Source organism: Spirosoma agri, assembly GCF_010747415.1.
Lineage (GTDB): Bacteria > Bacteroidota > Bacteroidia > Cytophagales > Spirosomataceae > Spirosoma > Spirosoma agri.
Genome location: NZ_JAAGNZ010000001.1, coordinates 3,148,738 through 3,168,323 on the forward strand (window position 1 = coordinate 3,148,738; position 19,586 = coordinate 3,168,323).

At 51.9% G+C, this 19,586-nt stretch carries 15 protein-coding genes; 8 read left to right on the plus strand and 7 right to left on the minus strand.

The genetic code is table 11. From position 1 onward, the window contains the following. Positions 1-53: 53 nt before the first annotated feature. From GK091_RS13130 to GK091_RS13140, 3 genes are all read right to left on the minus strand, one after another. The gene (locus tag GK091_RS13130; RefSeq protein WP_246202223.1) at positions 54-428 is read right to left on the minus strand and encodes a hypothetical protein; all 375 of its coding nucleotides are present in this window, start codon (positions 426-428) and stop codon (positions 54-56) included. A gap of 329 nt (positions 429-757) precedes the next feature. Then, positions 758-2,029: an MFS transporter gene (locus GK091_RS13135; RefSeq protein ID WP_246202224.1), complete on the minus strand. Its 1,272-nt coding sequence runs from the start codon at positions 2,027-2,029 to the stop codon at positions 758-760. Positions 2,030-2,047: 18 nt separating this feature from the next. After that, positions 2,048-2,245, minus strand: a complete 198-nt coding sequence (locus tag GK091_RS13140) for a hypothetical protein (protein ID WP_164038566.1) — start codon at positions 2,243-2,245, stop codon at positions 2,048-2,050. 154 nt (positions 2,246-2,399) lie between these two features. Between GK091_RS13140 and GK091_RS13145 the strand changes: the two genes are divergently transcribed. From GK091_RS13145 to GK091_RS29825, 5 genes are all read left to right on the plus strand, one after another. Further along, on the plus strand, positions 2,400-3,038 hold the full coding sequence (locus tag GK091_RS13145) for a hypothetical protein (protein WP_164038569.1): 639 nt from the start codon (positions 2,400-2,402) through the stop codon (positions 3,036-3,038). Positions 3,039-5,354: 2,316 nt separating this feature from the next. Then, positions 5,355-5,756 carry a response regulator gene (locus GK091_RS13150; protein WP_164038573.1) on the plus strand — a complete coding sequence of 134 codons (402 nt, stop codon included), beginning with the start codon at positions 5,355-5,357 and terminating at the stop codon, positions 5,754-5,756. Between the two features lie 481 nt (positions 5,757-6,237). After that, positions 6,238-7,251, plus strand: coding sequence for a bifunctional heptose 7-phosphate kinase/heptose 1-phosphate adenyltransferase (locus GK091_RS13155; RefSeq protein ID WP_164038581.1), 1,014 nt, complete (start codon positions 6,238-6,240; stop codon positions 7,249-7,251). Next, positions 7,244-8,518, plus strand: coding sequence for an AGE family epimerase/isomerase (locus GK091_RS13160; protein WP_164038586.1), 1,275 nt, complete (start codon positions 7,244-7,246; stop codon positions 8,516-8,518). Before GK091_RS13155 ends, GK091_RS13160 begins: the two co-directional genes overlap by 8 nt. 149 nt (positions 8,519-8,667) lie before the next feature. Further along, a complete protein-coding gene (locus tag GK091_RS29825) occupies positions 8,668-8,793 on the plus strand; it encodes a hypothetical protein (RefSeq protein WP_262889184.1) in 126 nt (41 codons plus the stop codon). On the opposite strand, the gene GK091_RS13165 is transcribed toward GK091_RS29825, so the two are convergent. Beyond that, the gene (locus GK091_RS13165; protein ID WP_164038588.1) at positions 8,765-9,802 is read right to left on the minus strand and encodes a chemotaxis protein CheB; all 1,038 of its coding nucleotides are present in this window, start codon (positions 9,800-9,802) and stop codon (positions 8,765-8,767) included. The genes GK091_RS29825 and GK091_RS13165 overlap by 29 nt on opposite strands. 221 nt (positions 9,803-10,023) lie before the next feature. Between GK091_RS13165 and GK091_RS13170 the strand changes: the two genes are divergently transcribed. Next, entirely contained in the window at positions 10,024-15,273 is a 5,250-nt protein-coding gene (locus tag GK091_RS13170) for a PAS domain-containing protein (RefSeq protein ID WP_246202225.1), read from the plus strand. Positions 15,274-15,339: 66 nt separating this feature from the next. Here GK091_RS13170 and GK091_RS13175 read toward each other — a convergent pair whose 3' ends face one another. Further along, a complete protein-coding gene (locus tag GK091_RS13175) occupies positions 15,340-15,978 on the minus strand; it encodes a deoxynucleoside kinase (RefSeq protein ID WP_164038594.1) in 639 nt (212 codons plus the stop codon). Positions 15,979-16,116: 138 nt separating this feature from the next. On the opposite strand from GK091_RS13175, the gene trhO reads away from it, so the two are divergent. Then, complete coding sequence (trhO, locus tag GK091_RS13180; protein WP_164038597.1) at positions 16,117-17,094, plus strand: oxygen-dependent tRNA uridine(34) hydroxylase TrhO; 978 nt, start codon at positions 16,117-16,119, stop codon at positions 17,092-17,094. Positions 17,095-17,184: 90 nt separating this feature from the next. Here trhO and GK091_RS13185 read toward each other — a convergent pair whose 3' ends face one another. Continuing rightward, positions 17,185-18,129, minus strand: coding sequence for a glycosyltransferase family 2 protein (locus GK091_RS13185; protein WP_164038599.1), 945 nt, complete (start codon positions 18,127-18,129; stop codon positions 17,185-17,187). Further along, positions 18,126-18,671 carry a GNAT family N-acetyltransferase gene (locus tag GK091_RS13190; protein WP_164038602.1) on the minus strand — a complete coding sequence of 182 codons (546 nt, stop codon included), beginning with the start codon at positions 18,669-18,671 and terminating at the stop codon, positions 18,126-18,128. Before GK091_RS13190 ends, GK091_RS13185 begins: the two co-directional genes overlap by 4 nt. Positions 18,672-18,801: 130 nt before the next feature. Between GK091_RS13190 and surE the strand changes: the two genes are divergently transcribed. Beyond that, positions 18,802-19,578, plus strand: coding sequence for a 5'/3'-nucleotidase SurE (gene surE, locus GK091_RS13195; RefSeq protein WP_164038605.1), 777 nt, complete (start codon positions 18,802-18,804; stop codon positions 19,576-19,578). Positions 19,579-19,586: the final 8 nt, after the last annotated feature.

A 19,586-nucleotide genomic window follows, 5' to 3' on the forward strand; every position in this document is an offset into this window, starting at 1 on the left:
ACGAAAGCCCGGCGATTTGCCGGGCTTTCGTGTTTGCATGGGTCGACCTGCGGTTACTGCATGGCTACGACGCGGTTGACTTTCTGGACAGGCTGAGTCGACAGATTCAATTGCTTCCTGATGCTGCCCTCGTCTGACCTCACTTCCAGTTCATAGGCCCCGTCGGCCAGTTCATTGACATTTAATTTCACGGCATACTTGGCCTCCTTCTTGTTGATGCTCCTCTGGAAGACCACCTCTTTGTCGGCGTTCCGCAGCACGATTTGAACAGGCACCTCAGCAGCCTTAATAACCGACACACGGATCTGGTTGTCGATCGTAACGAATGCACTGGCACCAAATGGTAACTCCTTAGGCATAGTTGGATTGGCTAGCGTTGCTGCGCTCATCAGGATCGATACGGCCAATTTGCTCATTACTGTAATCATGGTAGTAGTTGTGTTTGGTAGTAACTGATTTGTGCTCTTGTCCGGTTGTTTACCCGTTCATTGTCTATAAGCCAAAGGATGTGCCAACAATAAAGCGTATTGATTATCAGAAACTTACGCACAACATGATTAATAATCCTGTCCGCTTGTGGACAACCTGTGTTCACAAGCGGACAAAAGCAGATGGGGAAGGATCAGCCAGAAGCGGGCGCGGGTACGCTTACCGTTCATCCCTAAAACTGGTGTTCATACAACAGCCAATCCACTCGGATTGGCTGTTGTACCGATCGCGAAAGCAGCGCGTAACACCGCTCACTATTCTCCTTCCCTTACGACAACGTTGATTGAACGGATTGGGACATTAGCTCAGGAGACGGCTTTTTTATCGCTACCAGCGTGAGCAGCGCGGCTAGAAACAGAGAGCCAGCCATGAACAGATAGGAAGCACCAAATCCACCGGATGTGCCATTCAGATAACCAACGATATAGGAACCGATGAACGATCCCAACGCACCAAAACTATTGATCAGAGCCATAGCCCCCCCGGCCACATTGCGGGGCAGCAGTTCCGGAATAATGGCAAAGAAGGGGCCATAGGGCGTATACATCGCACCACCCGCAATAATTAGCAGACCAAACGACAGCCAGAAATTTGACGCACCAACCAGATAAGACCCGTAAAAGGCGATGGCACCCAGCAACAAAAAAGGCCAGACAAAGGCTTTGCGGTTCAAGGTTTTGTCGGAGTAATAGGAAGCGGTCAACATACCAATAATAGCCAGTACATAGGGAACTGAAGACAACCAGCCGGTTTTGACGATGTTCATATTCGGCGCAGCATTCAGAATGGACGGCAGCCACATCACAAACCCGTAGACGCCAATACTCCACAACGCATACTGCAAACTGAGCAGGATGACAATTTTCGATTTGAACGCTTCACCGTAGTTTTTGACGGGTTTGATGCCCTGTTGTTCCCGCTGTAACTGATCATCCAGCGCCTGTTTTTCGGACGGGGTCAACCAACTGGCATCTTCGGGCTTATCATCGACCAGCCGCCACCAGAAAAAAGCCCAGATAATGGCCGGTAGCCCTTCCAGAATAAACATCCACCGCCAGCCTACCGCCTGAATCAGATAACCCGACAAAACAGACATCCAGAGGATTGTAGCCGGATTTCCCAGAATCAGAAACGTATTGGCCTGCGACCGTTCGGCCTTGGTAAACCAGCGACTCAGGAAGAGCAACATAGAGGGCATGACTGCACTCTCGACCACCCCAAGCAAAAAGCGGATAACAACCAGGGCACTAACATTGCTAATGATACCCGTTGCCATAGCCAGGCCACCCCAAAGAACTAAAGACCAGAAGATTAGCCGCTTGGCGCTCCTGTTTTCAGCATAGACCGCACCGGGTACCTGAAAGAAAAAATAGCCCAGAAAAAACAGAGACCCCAGCAGGGACGACATGGCCGGGGTAATGTGCAGGTCCGTCGCCATGCCACTGGCAGCTCCAAATCCAAAATTTGCCCTGTCCAGGTAAGCCAGACTATACGTAATAAAGGCGATTGGTAACAATCGGTACCACCGTGATTTAGCCATTGTATTTTCCAGTTATAATTAGCTTCCTTTGTAGGGCAGCCGCCGTTTCAGTAATCGCGCAGGCACCGTCAATAAAGGAAGTAGCAGGGGTACCTCTACTGAACAGAACGGCCAGGGGTTTATGGTAACCAGCATCGGCGACCGGCCAACCCGCGCAGTCAGGTACTGGCTGGTGCTAAAATCAAGCCGAACAGCTCGGTAACGCTTCGTTGGCAAGATTATTGATATTAGTATTTACATACAATTAGTTTACGCATGACCATATGTGTAGATTTAATTTATGAGCAATACGATCAACTGCTATCCTTGAGTAAAAGGAAATCGTTTTTGCAGAAAGCGTATCAATAAAATAAAGAAGTCATTTCTGATTATGAGCGATTTAATACTGGATAGCAGCTCGACAAGTACCGTTTCATTAAACAGCAAGGACAGCCGGTCCTTTGTTGAGCTATGTACTTATTATCTAATCAGGGTGTGTGTGCTCATGCTGGCCATCGTTCTGTCTACCTGGCTCACCAACATCACCTACACGGTAACGCATAGCTTTGTGATCTCGATCAGCATGGGCGGGATCGGTTTTTGGCTGGTTTGCAGCTTTTTACTGAAAGAGCGAATAGAGACGCTACCGGGAAGTACAGCAAGCAGCATCGGTCAGGAGCAAGCTCGTCCGGCAGTTAGTAAGCGTTACTTTACGAGCCCAATCGTGGACGAGCGGGTTTACTATTGTCAGGGTCAACTGTCTTCAAGTCAGATCGTATCGCTTACCCTGCTCTACTGCGGCTCATTTACGGAGGAGGCCCAGGAATTTTATCGGTCATCCAAAGCCACTAGTCTGGATACATTCTCCATTGGTAACGCCCCTGAATACATCAGCGTTTACGGCCTCATCGACAGTAAAGGCAGCCGCTATATGTTTCTGGAAGTTTTTACGGGCGCATCCAGTTTAGAACGGGGTTATTTTCAACAGGTTGACCAATGGCCTAGCTTTGGCATACATCCACTTGTTTAATTCCTACGCTTTATGACGAGTACGTGATTTGCGGCCACCCTCTGGTTGCATCGTACAATTCATAGCAGGGCTATTAACCGGAGTCTAGGCCACGGTTTGACGTACGACTAGCCGAAGCAGGCCAGCGTTTTTCTGTCACTAACCATAGGACCAGAACAGCCGTTTCCGGCCTCTGTTGTGTCGCTTCGTTCAATCCTCCAACCAGCTAAAAAAGAAAAGCCGCCAAGGTTTTAACCCTAGCGGCTGCATCGACGGCGTCTATCTCGTTAGATGCTCACTTAATTGTATAAAAGTAGCAGTATTTTGTAATCTTCACTCAATCAGTACGCCTAATTGATCATTCGGTGAGTCGCACTGAAGTGGGTCTGATGTATCACGTTTAATCGATAGAAATAGATATATAAGTGCGATCAAAAATGACCGGGCACCCCGCCAACAGTCTTATTACTAGTAGTATCATAAAACCAGGGTTTTCGAACAGATAAACACGCACCTTTTTACAGTCCCGACGATATCAAAAAGCCTGGTAAATGCTATCGTTTAAGCGGGGATGTACGAAGCAAAAAAGTCAATATGGTCCTTCTATTTATTACATTCTACGTCGCCCCGATGTTATTCGTGTTATTATGTGGTTTTTTAGCCGATTCACAGGAAGCCACAATGGATATTGCCATACCCATAGCCCTCATGCCCTGTTTAAACTTGTTGGCGACGATTGGCTGCATAGGTGTTACGATTCGCACGATACTGGATTGGAGCGGCCGGTAATGCCTATTCCATTTGCCCGTTAATTCACCGTTACTCTACACCCACGCTACGGTACACATAGCGAGTTCTTTCCGGAATTACCCTTGTTACGCGGGCACCGTTCAGCCAGAAGCAGCCTCTTTTTGACAGGCCTTCTCCGGCAGCTATTACTCAACAAAAAAGCATACACAGAGCTATGTATGCTTTCCATTTTCTTAACCTAGATGGAAGTCGGTCTTCCACTGCTTTGTTGAATTCATCGCCTGACGAATTGGAACATCAACGCAATAGTGCAAACATGACTCTCACCTCATCCAATTCAATTACTGTACCGAAAATATAATACTTTGATTACCAAATTATTATATTTTATATATGAAATTATCTTGTACGATTATGGACATTATCGTCCGTTTTGGTACAATCAAAACGCGGCTACTGGTCTCGCACGTTGATTGGCATTGGTGGGTATACAACCCGTTCGATCGGCTCGATACAATCACCCGATTCATAGTAGCATAAACAAAAAAAGCCGGCACTACCTAAGTAGTCCGGCTGGTTCATAACGAGATAGACAAGGTATATACGGTAGATAGCTTACGTTTGGATTACTAATAGGTAAAAATACGTATTTTCATCGTCGCTCGCTGACTGAAAAACGCAGGCAGGACGACAACTAGAATACACCATCAAGCGGTCATTTATAGAAACACGCACTGTCAAGGCCCGATCTCACTACTACAGAGAGATCGGGCCTTGATCGTAGTAATGGCGGGCTTCATCGGTGGAGAAGCGGAAGCCACTAGTAGGATAAGACGTACGGCAGCACGCACCTGATGGATTCCGGCGGACGCACTACCACAAAATAACTCATTAATTATCAGTATATTATTTTTCCGGATAAGCCGCTGGTCAGACCAACTAGCAGAAGCATTCAACTAAGAGCAAAACCAACCTACATGCCCTTGTTGATCATCCAAAAAAGATCCAGCGTGATTCTTATTCATTCTCATCAGCCCTGCTGCTACAGATTGGATTATGAATACAACTGTCATCGTTCAATAAGAGTAGACTACTGATTTATTTAATTATAAATACAAATTTTAGTTGAGTGCTAACACAACGACTTAGTAGACCGATGACAGGTAAACTTAATCTTTACTATAGCCATAAATTTACCATTTTATCAATACAATTCACTCCTATTAACTAAACCCAACAATCGATTCAACTTGGTTACCTCATCAAGCGTATTGGCTTGATTGTTGCACCAGTTAAACATTATTTTCTACAGGTAAGATTTCAGTAATGAAGACGGGTAAGCATGAACCTACACCATCAATCGACGATATCATCAAAGAAGCGAAGCGATTGCATACAATGGGATTTAGTTTGAAAAATTCAGTCTGGTTAGCGATCAGGTCACTTCGCAACAAGGCAGAGGATAAATAAGCAAGCGGCTGCCCTTATCTCAAATTAGCTGCGGACAGGCTTTACAACAAACATTTTTGTTAGAATAGCGATTTATAGCGATGTCCCAAACGTGTCTTCTGGACATCTTTTTTTGGTATGCATTCAACGAATAAATGGGTAGCGCTACTCGACGAAGATCAGGACGACTTCGTTATTTTTCAACAGGGAATGAACAACTGGGCTCCTGAACTCGAACTACGCTGGTACACGTCGTTTGCGCACTTTGAGCAAATGCTTCAGACCAATGCAGACCTCCCCGCATCGATTGTCCTGAACGGTATTTCTCCCTCGGGTTCCGAAATTGACTGGATCAGACAGTTCAAGCTCACTCCCCGCCTGGCTGAGATTCCCGTTATCATTTTGGCCGAAGAGTACTGGGAGCAGCAAAAACAGCAGTTCAAAACGGTGTCGATTTACGATTACCGCACAAAACCCGTCAATCAGGCGGAACTGAAACAATTTGTGGAACTCATCAAAGACAGCAGTCGACACGCCTAGCCGGTAACAGGATTTCCATATAAGAATGTGTCTCGGCTACAATTAGTCCGCCTTCAACAAGGTGCATTTCTGCGACTGGATGAGCTTTGCTATAGCCCGATAATGCGCGGGGTTGCCTGGCTCCGTTTCGGATAGCGACGGCGCGCGGATCATGCCCCAGGCCGGACCACCTCCCGAACCAGCAAGCACTCCATCAGACTCACGCTCAGGACCATCGCTCAGTTTTTCCACAAGCGGGTAACTATGCTCCTGAAGCTAATGGCGCCAAAGCCGTTTGCTCCCGAAACGGCGGAATGAAAGCGTGAACTGTCGATTTGTTTTTGGTAGCTAGATGCGGGGAAGTCTATGGTTTCTGTTTTCGCGTATATACGATCGGTAACAGTTGCAAGCACATTTACGATCATCCGTTGATGTCGTCCGGTTATAAAGTCAATCGTATTGTCTTTCGTATACAACCCTGGTTTTACCTTGCCCTGATCCGATGACGACTACCCACATCAGTACCTTGTTTCAACAGTTTGCGAACATTCGGGTGGGCGTCATTGGCGATTTTGCCGTTGACCTTTACTTCGGCCTGCAAACCGAGACGGGCGAACGATCACTGGAAACGGGGCTGGACGTGTTCTGGGGCAGCCACCCCAAAGCGTCGCTGGGGGCTGCTGGTAACGTGGTCCAGAATCTGGTGGCGTTGGGGGTCACTACGGTTCAGGTTATCGGCTGCGTAGGCAATGATTTGTTCGGGCGGGAGATGCAGTACCTCTTTCAGTCGCTGGGCGTCGATACGACCCATCTGCACACGGCTCCTGCCAGTTGGGATACGTGCCTGTACACCAAGCCCAGCCGGAATGGACAGGAAACTAACCGGATTGATTTTGGTACGGGCAATACCGTATCCGATGCTTTTTTCAGCACGCTCCTCACCGGCCTGGAGCAGTCGCTGACTGAGTTGGATGTGCTCATTATCAATCAACAGTTCGCCAGCCCACTGCTTACCGAGAAACGGGTCACGTTGCTCAATGAGCTGATTGCCCGGTATCCGAACGTCCGGTTTATTGCTGATATGCGCACGGTTGGCACACAGGTCTGTGGGGCCACGCTAAAAGTCAACACAGCCGAACTGGCCCGGTTTCTGGCCATCGACCACCCCGATGATCCAAACCTTGACTGGTGCATCCGGCATGGAAACGCCTTTCGGGCGCACAGTAATGGGCCATTGCTGATTACGCGCGGGCAGTCGGGCATTCTGTACATCGATTCAACCGAAATACAGTCAGTCGACGGATTGTCGCTGACGGGTCCGCTCGATACCGTTGGCGCGGGCGACACCGTCGTTGCTGCCTGGGCGGCCTGCCGGGGCGCCGACGCGACACCGGCTCAGGCCCTTACGCTGGCGAATCTGGCAGCCGCCGTAACGGTTCAGAAATGCAACCAGACCGGAACGGCCAGCCTGTCCGAAATCCTTGCCTTACACCATAGCCATTCTTCCGATGACTAAAGAGATCCTGCATCAGCATCTTCAGGAGTTGCACACCCATCTGATCGATGAGTTACTGCCGTTCTGGACAACCCGAACCATCGATGAGGTGAACGGGGGGTTTGTCACCCACTTCGATCAGTACGGCAACGACTCGGGCGAGGACGAAAAGTCGCTCATTGCCCAGACACGCTCGATCTACACCTACGCGTCGGCTCATCGGGCGGGCTACGGTGGTGGCGCACTGGCCGAACTCGCCCGGCACGGGGTCGATTACCTGATCGGCACGATGTGGGATGAAGAGTACGGTGGTTTTTACTGGATGACCAACCGCAGGGGCGAAGTAACGAACGACCAGAAGATCGTTTATGGACAAAGTTTCGCCATCTATTGCCTGAGCGAATACACGCTGGCGACCGGCGATCTGCGCGGGATCAAATACGCCCGAACTGTATTCGATCTGTTGCAGAAATACGCCACCGATACCACCCACGGCGGCTATTTCGAGATGTTCCTTCGCGACTGGACGCTCAAAGGACCGGGCTCCGCCGGGGGCGACCGCAAAACGCTGGATGCGCACATGCACCTGATGGAAGCGTTCACGACCTTATATGAATGCACGCGCCAATCCATTCATCGCCGGAAGTTACTGGAAGTCATCGATCTGCTGACGAAAAAGATTATGCACCCGGTCTATGGCACGGGTATACCTCAGTTCTGGACTGACTGGCAGGTTGCCCCGCAGATTAAGTTCGACGTTATCTGGGGCTGGGACCGCTTCACCAACGACGGCGTCAAACGGGCCGCCGAAGACAATACGAGCTACGGCCACAACGTCGAATTTGCCTGGCTACTGCTGCACGCGCTGACGATCCTGGAAATACCCCACGAGGTGTACCACGATCAGTTGCGTAAATCATTCGCTCATGCCGTTGATCACGGCGTCGACTGGAAATTTGGTGGTGTCTTCGTTGAGGGATCGCACGCGGGCGAGGTGTATGATCGGGAAAAAGAATTCTGGCAACAAGCGGAAGTACTGATCGGCTTTCTGGACGCCTACCGGATCTTTGGCGACGAGCGATACTGGCAGGCGTACGAAAATGTCCATCGCTTTGTGCTGGACAAACTGGTCAATCATTCGGTTGGTGAGTGGTGGCCGCTGACGACCCGACAGGGTGATCCAATCTGGACCCACATGAGCCATTCCTGGAAAATCAACTACCACACCGTGCGGTCGATGGTCCAATCCATTCAACGGCTGGATGCACTCCGCGTCATCAGTCGCTAGTCATGTCTACGCTTTGGCTGGCCGACCGTACACTTAATCGTACGAACACTGGCCCATTTCCTCACTTACGTTTATTCAACTAAGCAGATTTGTTTTGATTTCATTGCAAAGGGGCCTTTCAACGGACGATCGTATGCCAACCCTTTGTTATGGAACAACTCAACAAATTACTCGACAAAAAAATTGCGCCCAGCATACCCGCTGGTCTTTGGAAGGCACAGGCCGAACTCCGCTCGCCGGTCAAGGTTAACCCGGTTTTCTTTTCGACTCTTTGATGCTGTCTTCACTGAGTTGTTCCTGCTGAAAAACGAATTCGTGGGTCTTTTTAGCCCGCTCGCGGGCCTCCCGGGCTTTCTCCATAAACTGCTGCGCTGCCACGGTGTTGCCTCCCTCTGCCAGCTGCTTACCCGATTGTTCTAGGAGCATTACGGTTTCTTCAAGGCTGCGAATTGCCTTCCAGAATGAATCCTCGACGGATTTTGTGGTTTCAGCCAGCAGTGCATTGGCCGTAAATGCGTGCCCGGTGTGACACCGATACCGGATGATCTTTCCCTCTTTGATACTGACCAGGGCGCCGTTACATTCCGGACAGGTCAGACGGGTGGGCTCTCCCATGTCCTGAATCCCGAGCTCGAAGGCATTTTCCTGGGCCGCAATGTTAATCTCCGTTACCATGAGTTCGTCCTCTTTGGCGGGCAAATCCGGCTTCTCACTGACCGACTCTTTAATTAGGTCTTCGAGTAAGAAGGCCATTTTGGAAATAGGAACGATGTAATCGACGTCGACATACTCCAGCACACTATCGGGCATACTGGGGTATATGGCTTCGCGGGGTTCCTGAATGATGCCAATGCCGCCCAGCCGCTTTACCGACCACATGCCTGACGTACCGTCGTTTAGCATACCCGTTAGCACGATTCCAATCACTCTGGGCCCGTAGCTGTAAGCCGCCGACCGGAACAGCGCATCGATGGAAGGCCGAAACCGGTTTTCCTTGGGCCCTTTCTTGACGATCACCTGATCATGTTCGACCAGCATGTGATGATCGGGGGGCGCTACGTAGATTTTACCGGTCTGAATGACCTCCCCATCCTGCGGATGCACAACGGGTAATGCGCCCGACACAGTCAGTATCTCAGGCAGAAAACTCGGCGAGTGAGACGATACGTGTAATACAATAAATAGTGACGCATGGAAGTCGGGTGGTAACGTTGCGACCAATTCTTTGAGTGCATAAACGCCACCAGCCGAAGCGCCTATAACGATAATGTTTCGTTTTGCCATATGAGGGTAAGCTGTTACTTTTACATAACAAACAAGACGGTTATTCTTGCTTTTAGGTAAGCAGACAACTTCGGTTTAGTAGAAGGAGAAGCTGGTTCGACTGCGATGGTTGGCCACGACCTCGTCTCATTGTTAAGAAACGATTGCCTTCCCAATAAGTTTTTGATCCTCTTTAGATGCCAAAGAAACGAAACACATCAATACCACACCAATCCTCGAACATGCCCATACCTATCGTTGCCATTGGCGCATCGGCGGGTGGTATTGAAGCCGTTTCTGAACTGCTGCGTCATCTCTCCCCCACAACAGGGTTGGCTTATGTGTATATTCAGCACCTCGACCCCACCGTTGAAAGCCATATCTCCGATATCTTGAGCCGCAGTACCACGATGCCGGTACTGGAAGCGCAACACCTGCTGCGGATCGAGCCAAATCACGTCTACGTCATTCCCCCCGATCAGGACATTGAAGCCGTTGACGGTGTACTCACGCTTCTGCCGCGCGATAAACCGGGCAATGCGGCCATCCACATGCCGATAGACCAGTTTTTCCTTTCCCTTGCCGAACGGCAGAAAGCAGGATCAATTGGTGTATTGCTGTCGGGAACGGCCACGGACGGAACGCTGGGGCTGCGCGCCATCAAAGCCGCCGGAGGCATCACGTTTGCCCAGGATGAGACAGCCCGCTTTCTGAGTATGCCCCGATCGGCCATTTCCGAAGGGGTGGTAGACCGGGTGCTCCCCCCCACCGAAATTGCGCTGGAACTAGACCAGCTGAGCCAGCAGCCCGCGGTATTCCAGCAGACCCTACAGGCGGAGCTACAGGAAGCCGAAGGCAGGACCGACGAAGACCTCACGGCCATCATTCAATTGCTGAGACGGATGGTGGGGGCCGATTTCAGCCACTACAAGCTAACGACCGTCCGTCGTCGGATCATCCGGCGGACTCTGCTTTACAAGTTAAATACGCTTTCTGAGTATGCCGACTATATGCGTCAGCACCCCGAAGAGGCCTCGCTGCTTTACGATGATCTGCTGATCAACGTAACGAGCTTTTTCCGGGATGCCGACACGATGGATTACCTCCAGAAAGTGCTGTTTCCCCAGCTTATCCGCGACAAACCCAGCCGCGAACCGTTGCGTATCTGGATACCAGCCTGCTCCACCGGTCAGGAAGCCTATACCATTGCCATGCTGTTGCTGGAGGTACTGGGCGACCGGGCCTCGACCATGACGGTCCAGATCTTTGCCACGGACCTGAGCGAATCGGCGGTGGCCAAGGCCCGCATGGGAAGCTACACCCGGGGCGAAGTAATCGATGTACAACCATCCCGGTTACAGCGCTTTTTCACCAAAGTGGATGACCACTTCCGCATCAACAAGTCGGTTCGGGACATGTGCGTATTTGCGCCCCATAACCTGCTCAAAGACCCGCCCTTTTCGCGCCTGGATCTAATAAGCTGCCGTAATCTGCTTATCTATCTGGATACGACTCTGCAACGAAAAGCCATCGTTACGTTTCATTACGCATTGAATCCCAGTGGCTATCTGGTTTTAGGCAAGTCAGAGACGGTAGGCACGTCGGCTCCGTTGTTTTCGCAGATCGAAAAAAACTACAAAATTTTCCTCCGCAAAAATGACGTAGACAGCCGGGCTACCTTCACCATGAGCCCCCGGCAACTAGACAGCCAGTCAGCTGCGCCATCGAACCGCCTTTTGCCCAGCCAAAAAACGAGCAACCTGTCGGCCGAGCGGTCGGCCAACTCAGGAAACGATTTGGATAACCTCATTGACAATCTGTTATTAACGCAGTATGTACCCGCCTGCGTGCTGGTTAACCAGGATCTGGAAATCCTCCAGTTTCGTGGATCAACGGGCTTGTTCCTCGAACCCTCACCGGGCAAGGCGAGCCTGAACCTGCTCAAGATGGCCCGTCCGTCGCTGGTCTTCGAACTGCGGAACACCGTGCATAAAGCCCAGAAATCAGGCGAGCCAGTCCGCAAGAGTGGACTGGAGGTGCGGCTGAAAGACAAAGTACACTACGTATCGGTTGAAGCCGTTCCACTCAATACCAGCACCGAAGAGCGGCTGTTCCTGATCATTTTTGAGGAAGCAGAGCCCCCGGTAGTGCCCGTTACCCGGTCAGCCGATGCGCGCAACCGCCGGATCAAAGAGCTGGAAACGGAACTGGCCAATCTGCGCGAGGACATGCGCTCCATCATTGAAGAGCAGGAAGCCAGCAACGAAGAACTCCAGTCGGCCAACGAGGAGATTATCAGCAGCAATGAGGAGTTGCAGAGCATTAACGAAGAACTCGAAACCAGCAAGGAGGAAATCGAGTCGACCAACGAAGAACTGCTGACAATCAATCAGGAGCTTCAGGTGCGGAACGATCAACTGTCGGAAGCGTACCAGTTTGCCGAAGACATCTTCGGAACCATTCGGGAAGCCACGCTGGTGCTGGACACTGACCTACGGGTCAAAAGTGCGAATCAAACCTTTTACCGGCTGTTCGGCACGAAAGCGGAAGATACGGAACGTCGGCTTCTGTATGAACTGGCCGCCCGCCAGTGGGACATTCCTGAACTCCGGATGTTGCTGATGGATGTTGCCACCCGCGGCACGCAGATTCACGGGTTTGAGTTCACGTACTCGTCCGGCGATGGGTCTGACAGCCACGTCAAAGTGCTTTCGTTGAATGCCCGGCGGGTCGTCCGTCAGCAGGAAGCCATTTTGCTGGCTATTGAGGACATTACCGAACACCGGCGGGCGCAGCGGCTGCTGGCCGAGCGCGAAGCCTGGTTCCACCAGATTGCCGATAATGCGCCCAGCCTGATCTGGGTTACCGGTCCCGATGATCAATATACGTTTATCAACCGGGTCTGGGCCGACTACACGGGACGCTCGCTCGACGATATCACGAAATACGGCTGGTCGCCAAACCTGCACCCCGACGACCGGAAACTATACCAGGATTCGCATACCAAACACGTCGGTAGTCAGCAGCCGTTCAGTTTTGAGTATCGGCTGCGCCGATATGACGGCGAGTATCGCTGGATGCTGGAAAATGCCCAGCCCGTATTCGCGCCCGATGGCACATTTGGGGGTTATATCGGCAGTGCTGCCGACGTGAATCTGCAAAAGGAACTCAACCAGGAGCTGGACCTGCGTGTTCAGGAACGGACGAGCGAACTCGCGCAGACCAACAACCTGCTGCAATCGATTTTCGACTCATCGCTCAACAGCGTCAGCGTTTTAGAAAGCGTTCGGGACGAATCAGGCGAACTGATCGACTTTGTGTACCAACTCACTAATGATGCAACAGAACAAGTCGTTGGTCAGACCAATTTAGAGGGAAAGCGCTATTCGACCATCAACAGCGCCTACAAGGAAGTGGGGCTGTTCGATATTCTGAAGCGGGTCGTCGAAACGGGCGAATCCGAGCGGTTCCCGCTGCATTACATCGACGAGACCATCGACCAGTGGCACGAATGCTCGGCGGTCAAACTAAACGATGGCGTCGTTTTGTCGTCTGAAGACATAACGGAACGAAGGCTGATCGAAGGCCGGATTCAGGACAGTGAGGCCAGCAAACAAAGCCTGCTGTCTATTTTTGGTCAGGCACCCGTGGGCATTGCCATGTTTAAGGGGGCTCGTTTCATCATCGATCTGGCGAACGAACGAATGCTCGATTACTGGGCTCGTACGCGCGCCCAGGTCATGAAAAAACCCCTTGCCGACGCGTTGCCTGAACTGGCCGGCCAACTCTTCGAAGCAAGCCTGACCAGCGCCTACACGACGAAACAACGCGTTTTTGCCAACGAGTTGCCGTTAACGTTCCAGCATCAGGAAAAGCGGGTAACCGTTTATATCGATCTTGCCTTTGAACCCTACTACGGAGCCGATAAATCAGTTGCGGGTGTACTCGTTGTCGCCAATGATGTTACGCAACAGGTTTTGGCCCGCCAGCTGATCGAGACTAACGAGCGCCAGTTACGAACGTTGGTCGAACATACACCGGATGTGATCACCCGCTGGGACAGCAACCTGAAACTAATCTTTGCCAACCAGGCTTTTGCGGGCAAAATGGGGCTACCCAATACCGCACTTCTAGGAAAGACCAACCTTGAGATGGAGCAACCTGGCGACATTGCTGTTGCCTATATGGATAGCCTGGAGGACGTTCTTCGCACCGGGAAACCCAAAGAACATTATAACTCATTTCCGTCACCTTCCGGCGAAATTTTCTTCTATTCCCGTATGGTGCCGGAATTCGGTGAGGATGGTTCCGTACAGGGCGTGCTGGCCATTGCCCGTGATATTACCAAGCTGAAAGAGGCCGACGACTTGCGGGAAGCGGAACAGAAGGTACGAGAAACGGTCGAAAATCTGCAAGCTATTCTGGACAGTTCGCCCACGCTGATTATTTTCTTCAAAGAAAGCGATACGCAGGATCCATTATCCGATTTTCATATCGCGGTTTGCAACGATAAAGTCGTTCAGTTGCTGGGCAAACCCGTCGATCAGTTGATCGGCCAGCCGGTATCGCAGTTTGCCGATCGGCTATGGCAGGAAAACACCCGTTCCCTTCTCCGCCAGGTACGGGAAACCAGTGAACCGTATCATGAAGAACGTTATATGCCTACCGAGTCGGGGGGTAGCTGGCTAGCCATCTACGTCACTCAGTTTGATCACGGTGTCGTATTGACGGGTGTTAACATCACGGCCCTCAAACAGGCTGAGCAGCAGCAGGATCTTCTGCTCAAAGAGATCGAACAGTCGAACGAAAACATTCAGTTGCTTAGCCAGCTTCGCCAGCAAATTCGGGAACGGGGCGAATTCCTGCGCAGTACCTCGCATGACCTGCGGGGTAATTTCGGTATTATCCAGGGTGCCGCTACGTTGCTGGATATGGCAAATACGGACGAGGAACGCAGCCAGATGTTATCGATGCTTCAGCGCAATCTTCGCCAGGTTACGCAGCTGTTAACGGAGCTGATGGATTTTTCGCGGCTCGAAGCTGATCAGGAACAACGGCAGATTTTACCGTTCAATGTGACTGAACTACTGATTGATTTGGTCGAGCGTGTACGCCCCATTGCCGATGAGCAGGGGTTGTGGTTACACCTTGAAGCGGACGAACCGATCACGGCTGAAGGAGACCCGGTGAAGGTGCGCCGAATTGCCCAGAATTTAGTCTTCAATGCCCTAAGATACACGCAGACCGGCGGTATTACGGTCAGTCTTAAGCCAGCCTTGTCACCTGATCACTGGCAGTTTACCATCACCGATACGGGTCCGGGTTTGATCCAACCCGAATCACTGGCGGATGAATCCTTTACCGCCGATGAGGGAATCAGTCTACTCATTGCCAAGCAGTTGTGCGAACTTCTCAACGCGTCTTTCGAGATAGACAGTCAATCAGGTATTGGCACCCGTGTTCAGGTAATTTTCCCCAGACGGTATTCGTAGGTGAGCTTCTCTCATTACCCTCAACCCCTTTCCCGTTGCGGGAGAGGAGTTGGACGGTCCGACGGGTCAGCGAGAAGAACGGGGAGAAATCGCTAACCGGGCGTCGATCCGGCGAATAATTTCGGCAAAGTCGGCCGGACGTTCCGTATAGTCTAACTGGTTCACATCGATGATCAACAAGTCGCCGATCTGATACGAACCGATAAAGGCCTCGTACAGCTGATTCAGGCTGCCCAGGTAATCATCGCTGATGGCCTGCTCGAACGAACGGTCCCGCTTCTGAATCTGGCGTCGGAGTTTGGGCAGATCGGCCCGCAGGTAGATCATCAGATCGGGTGGGCGTACCAGACTCATCATATTGTCGAACAGATTGCGGTACGTGTGGTAGTCCCGTTCACTCATGGTGCCCATCACGTGCAGATTACGGGCGAAAATGGCCGCGTCCTCGTAGATCGTCCGATCCTGAATAACCGATGTGCTTCCTTCTCCGGCAATGGCCAGCACCCGGCGCATCTGCGCAAACCGGCTGTTGAGAAAAAAGATCTGAAGGTTAAAGGCCCACCTCGGCATGTCGTCGTAAAAGTCGGCCAGGTACGGATTGTCTTCTACCGCTTCATACAAAACCTCCCAGCCGTAGTGTTTCGCTAAAAGCCCGGCCAGTGTCGTTTTGCCAGCGCCAATATTTCCCGTTATCGCAATGTGCATGAGGTAGTGAGTTTGTCCTTTATGGAACGAACTTGATCAAAATGGGTTTATTTTTGCAGGAAATTTCAATGGCTGTGAAGGCCAATAGCCTGCTGACTAGCCGCTCTGGTCACCCTTCACGTTTTCGCTCGTTCGTAAATGAAACCATTTCGGGTCCTTTTATACTACATCTATTCACCCATCGAAAATCCCGACCAATATCGGGAAGAACATCATCTGCTGTGTCTTCAGCTGAATTTGCTGGGCCGCGTCATTGTCGCGCCGGAAGGGCTGAACGGCACCGTATCGGGACTAGCCGCCGATTGCGATGCCTATATGGCTACGTTACGGGCCGATCCGCGCTTTGCCTCTACTGAGTTCAAAATTGATGAATCCGACGGCCATACGTTTCAGAAGCTGCACGTCCGGGTCAAGCCGGAGATCGTCCATTCGGATTTTCCCGTCGATCCACTTCGCCAGACGGGCATTCATCTGGAACCGGACGAGTTCAGGAAGCTCAAAGATGATCCCGACGTTGTGCTGGTCGATATGCGGTCGAATTACGAACACGCCGTCGGCAAGTTCAAAGGGGCGATAACGTTCGATATGGAAAACCTGCGTGAACTCCCCGAGCACATGCACGAGATCGAACACCTCCGCGACAAGAAAATTATCACGTATTGCACGGGCGGCATCAAGTGCGAAAAAGCGTCGGCCTACCTCCTGTCGCAGGGGTTTGAGAATGTCTACCAACTCCACGGCGGTATCATCAAATACGGCATGGAAGCGGGTGGCGAAGATTTTGACGGAGAGTGTTATGTGTTCGACAATCGCGTAACGGTGCCCGTCAACCAGATCAACCCAGCCGTGGTGTCGACCTGTTATCGGTGCGGCACGCCAACCAGCCGCATGATCAACTGCGCCAGCCCCGCCTGTAACAACCACATTACCCTGTGCGATACCTGCGGAACGGATCACAATGGGACTTGTTCCGACGATTGTAAACACGATCCGAACTTACGAGCCTACGATGGTACGGGCTACTACGGCAAACAAACGCAGAGCTATTCGCCCATGCAGGGTTACGTCAGTCGGCGGGGCCAACGGGCTGACCTTTCCACGTCGATCGAGCAATAAACTAACGCGCTAGTGTAGGGTGGGCGGAAGCCCGCTTAGTTTCGAGACTTGCGAAATTACAGAACTGAGCGGGCTTCCGCCCACCCTACGTTACGATCCCTGAACTACCTCGCGCACCCGGTAGGCGGGCTTGTGCCCCCCCTCGAAATACGTTCGCATCTGCATTTCGGCGATAAAGCCCAGGGCCAGCAACGTAAAGCCGCCCAGCACCAGTACAGCTACGAGCGTCAACCACCCGGCAGTGTTGATGGCTTCACCAGATAGCGTTTGAACAAGCAGATACAAACTGACGATCAGACCGCTTATCAGCGAAAAGGCAGCGGGCGGCCCGAAGAGACGCATGGGTCGACGGAAATAGCGTTGCAAGAAAAGCACAACCAGCAGATCGTTCAGAACGGGGCCAATTCGGCCGATCCCGTATTTAGACACGCCGTGGATACGCGGATGGTGGCGAACGTCCATCTGGGTCATCCGGCTGCCCTGCATGGCCGCCAGCACGGGTATGAAGCGATGCAACTCGCCATACAAGCCTAGTTTTTTTGCCACATCGCGCCGGAAGATTTTAAGCGTACAGCCATAATCCTGTAGATAAACGCCCGTCAGCCGACGAATCAGCGCGTTGGCGATGCGGCTGGGCACTTTGCGAAGCAGCAAACCATCCTGCCGATTGGCCCGATTGCCCGCCACCATGTCCCAGTTTCCGGTTTGCGCCAGATTCAGCATGACGGGAATATCCGCCGGATCATTCTGCAAATCACCATCCAGCGTCACTATGTAATCGCCCGTAGCGGCTTCGATCCCCGCAGCCAGCGCGGTTGTCTGCCCGTAGTTCCGGGCCAGCACGATCAGTCTGGTTCGTGAATCGGCGTATTGCCTGACGGTTGCTACCGTTGCATCGCGGGAGCCGTCATCAACCAGAATCAGTTCGTAGGCAAGCGGTGCGAGTGCCTGGTGGATGCGCTCCAGCAACGGCCGGATATTGTCGGCCTCGTTGTAAAGCGGTACCACAACCGAAACCAGGGTATCAGCGGTCATACGGATTCGGAATGATTGACTGGTGGCGTTAGTAACGGTTTGCTCATCACATAATCGTTCATCCAGTACGGGCCGATGGCAATGTCTTCTTCCCGCACCACCCGGAATCCCTGTTTCTCGTAGAACGTCCGGGCTTTGTTGTACCGGTTAACATTCAGCAGCAGTTCCGTTCCGCCCAACGTCCGGCATCGGTTTTCGACCTCGGTGAGGAGCATTTTTCCTAAGCCACTCCCCTGCGTAGCGGGTAGCACGTAAATTTTATGCAGTTTAAAAACGCTGTCGTCTGGTCCGTAAGGGGCAAAAGCGGCAAACCCGAGCAACGCAGAGTCCTGGCCTTCGCCGTCCGTTTCCAGCAGCACAAAGGTTTGCTGTTGCGTAGTCATCTGGTCCAGAAGCGATTCAGGTGCGTACATGGTCGTAAACATATACTCGATTTGCTCCGGCGTTAAGATTGCCCGGTAGGTTGGTTCCCAGATCTGCTCCTGCAACCGGATGATAGCCGGAATATCGGTGGGTGTAGCGGTACGAAGTTTAAACGGCACGTTCGGTCGTATTTACGTAGTTTTACAGCAAATATAGTCAGCCAGTCAATAGGCATCCGTGTCGACAGCCCTTACCTGTCGGTACTCAACCGGTTTGCCCCTGACTGGTGACCTTGAGCATTGACTTTTTATGGCCGAGAAAAAACCGCTGATTTTAATAACGAACGACGATGGCATCACCGCGCATGGTATTCGAACGCTCGTTGAGTTAATGAAACAAGTTGGCTCGGTGGTCGTCGTGGCCCCGAACAGCCCCCAATCGGGAATGGGCCATGCTATCACGATTGCCAACCCGATCCGGCTCTACCCCTCCGACATCTTTGGCGACGTACCGGCCTACGAATGCTCGGGTACGCCCGCCGACTGCGTCAAGTTAGCCAAGCATCATATCCTGAAAGATCGCTCGCCCGATCTGGTTGTCAGTGGCATCAACCACGGCAGCAATTCGTCGATCAGCATTCTGTATTCGGGCACGATGTCAGCCGCTATCGAAGCCGCCATTGAAGGCATTCCGGCCATTGGTTTCTCACTGGGCGACTTCACGACCAAAGCCGATTTTTCGCACACGCACGACCATATCCTGGCTATCGTCCGGTCTGTATTGGAACGCGGCCTACAGCGGGGTACGGCCCTGAACGTCAACTTCCCGGCCAAATCCGCCGAACCCCTAAAAGGCATCCGGATCTGCCGACAGGCCAATGCCAAATGGCAGGAAGTGTTCGACGAACGACGTGATCCGCACGGACGACGGTATTTCTGGCTGGCGGGCGATTTTGTCAATTTTGACACCCACGCCGAAGATACCGATGAGTTCGCGCTGGCCCAAAATTACACCTCCGTTGTACCCTGTCAGTACGACCTGACGTCGTATGGGATGATGGACGAACTGAAAAACTGGCAGTTATAATTTTTTTA

Bases quoted from the DNA above. Each gene is read 5' to 3' on its own strand.
- GK091_RS13165 (WP_164038588.1), bottom strand. From the start codon at position 9,802: ATGGCAAAACGAAACATTATCGTTATAGGCGCTTCGGCTGGTGGCGTT.
- trhO (WP_164038597.1), top strand. From the start codon at position 16,117: ATGAAACCATTTCGGGTCCTTTTATACTACATCTATTCACCCATCGAA.
- GK091_RS13145 (WP_164038569.1), top strand. From the start codon at position 2,400: ATGAGCGATTTAATACTGGATAGCAGCTCGACAAGTACCGTTTCATTA.
- GK091_RS13150 (WP_164038573.1), top strand. From the start codon at position 5,355: ATGCATTCAACGAATAAATGGGTAGCGCTACTCGACGAAGATCAGGAC.
- GK091_RS13175 (WP_164038594.1), bottom strand. From the start codon at position 15,978: ATGCACATTGCGATAACGGGAAATATTGGCGCTGGCAAAACGACACTG.
- surE (WP_164038605.1), top strand. From the start codon at position 18,802: ATGGCCGAGAAAAAACCGCTGATTTTAATAACGAACGACGATGGCATC.
- GK091_RS13160 (WP_164038586.1), top strand. From the start codon at position 7,244: ATGACTAAAGAGATCCTGCATCAGCATCTTCAGGAGTTGCACACCCAT.
- GK091_RS13185 (WP_164038599.1), bottom strand. From the start codon at position 18,129: ATGACCGCTGATACCCTGGTTTCGGTTGTGGTACCGCTTTACAACGAG.
- GK091_RS13130 (WP_246202223.1), bottom strand. From the start codon at position 428: ATGATTACAGTAATGAGCAAATTGGCCGTATCGATCCTGATGAGCGCA.
- GK091_RS13135 (WP_246202224.1), bottom strand. From the start codon at position 2,029: ATGGCTAAATCACGGTGGTACCGATTGTTACCAATCGCCTTTATTACG.
- GK091_RS13155 (WP_164038581.1), top strand. From the start codon at position 6,238: ATGACGACTACCCACATCAGTACCTTGTTTCAACAGTTTGCGAACATT.
- GK091_RS29825 (WP_262889184.1), top strand. From the start codon at position 8,668: ATGGAACAACTCAACAAATTACTCGACAAAAAAATTGCGCCCAGCATA.
- GK091_RS13170 (WP_246202225.1), top strand. From the start codon at position 10,024: ATGCCCATACCTATCGTTGCCATTGGCGCATCGGCGGGTGGTATTGAA.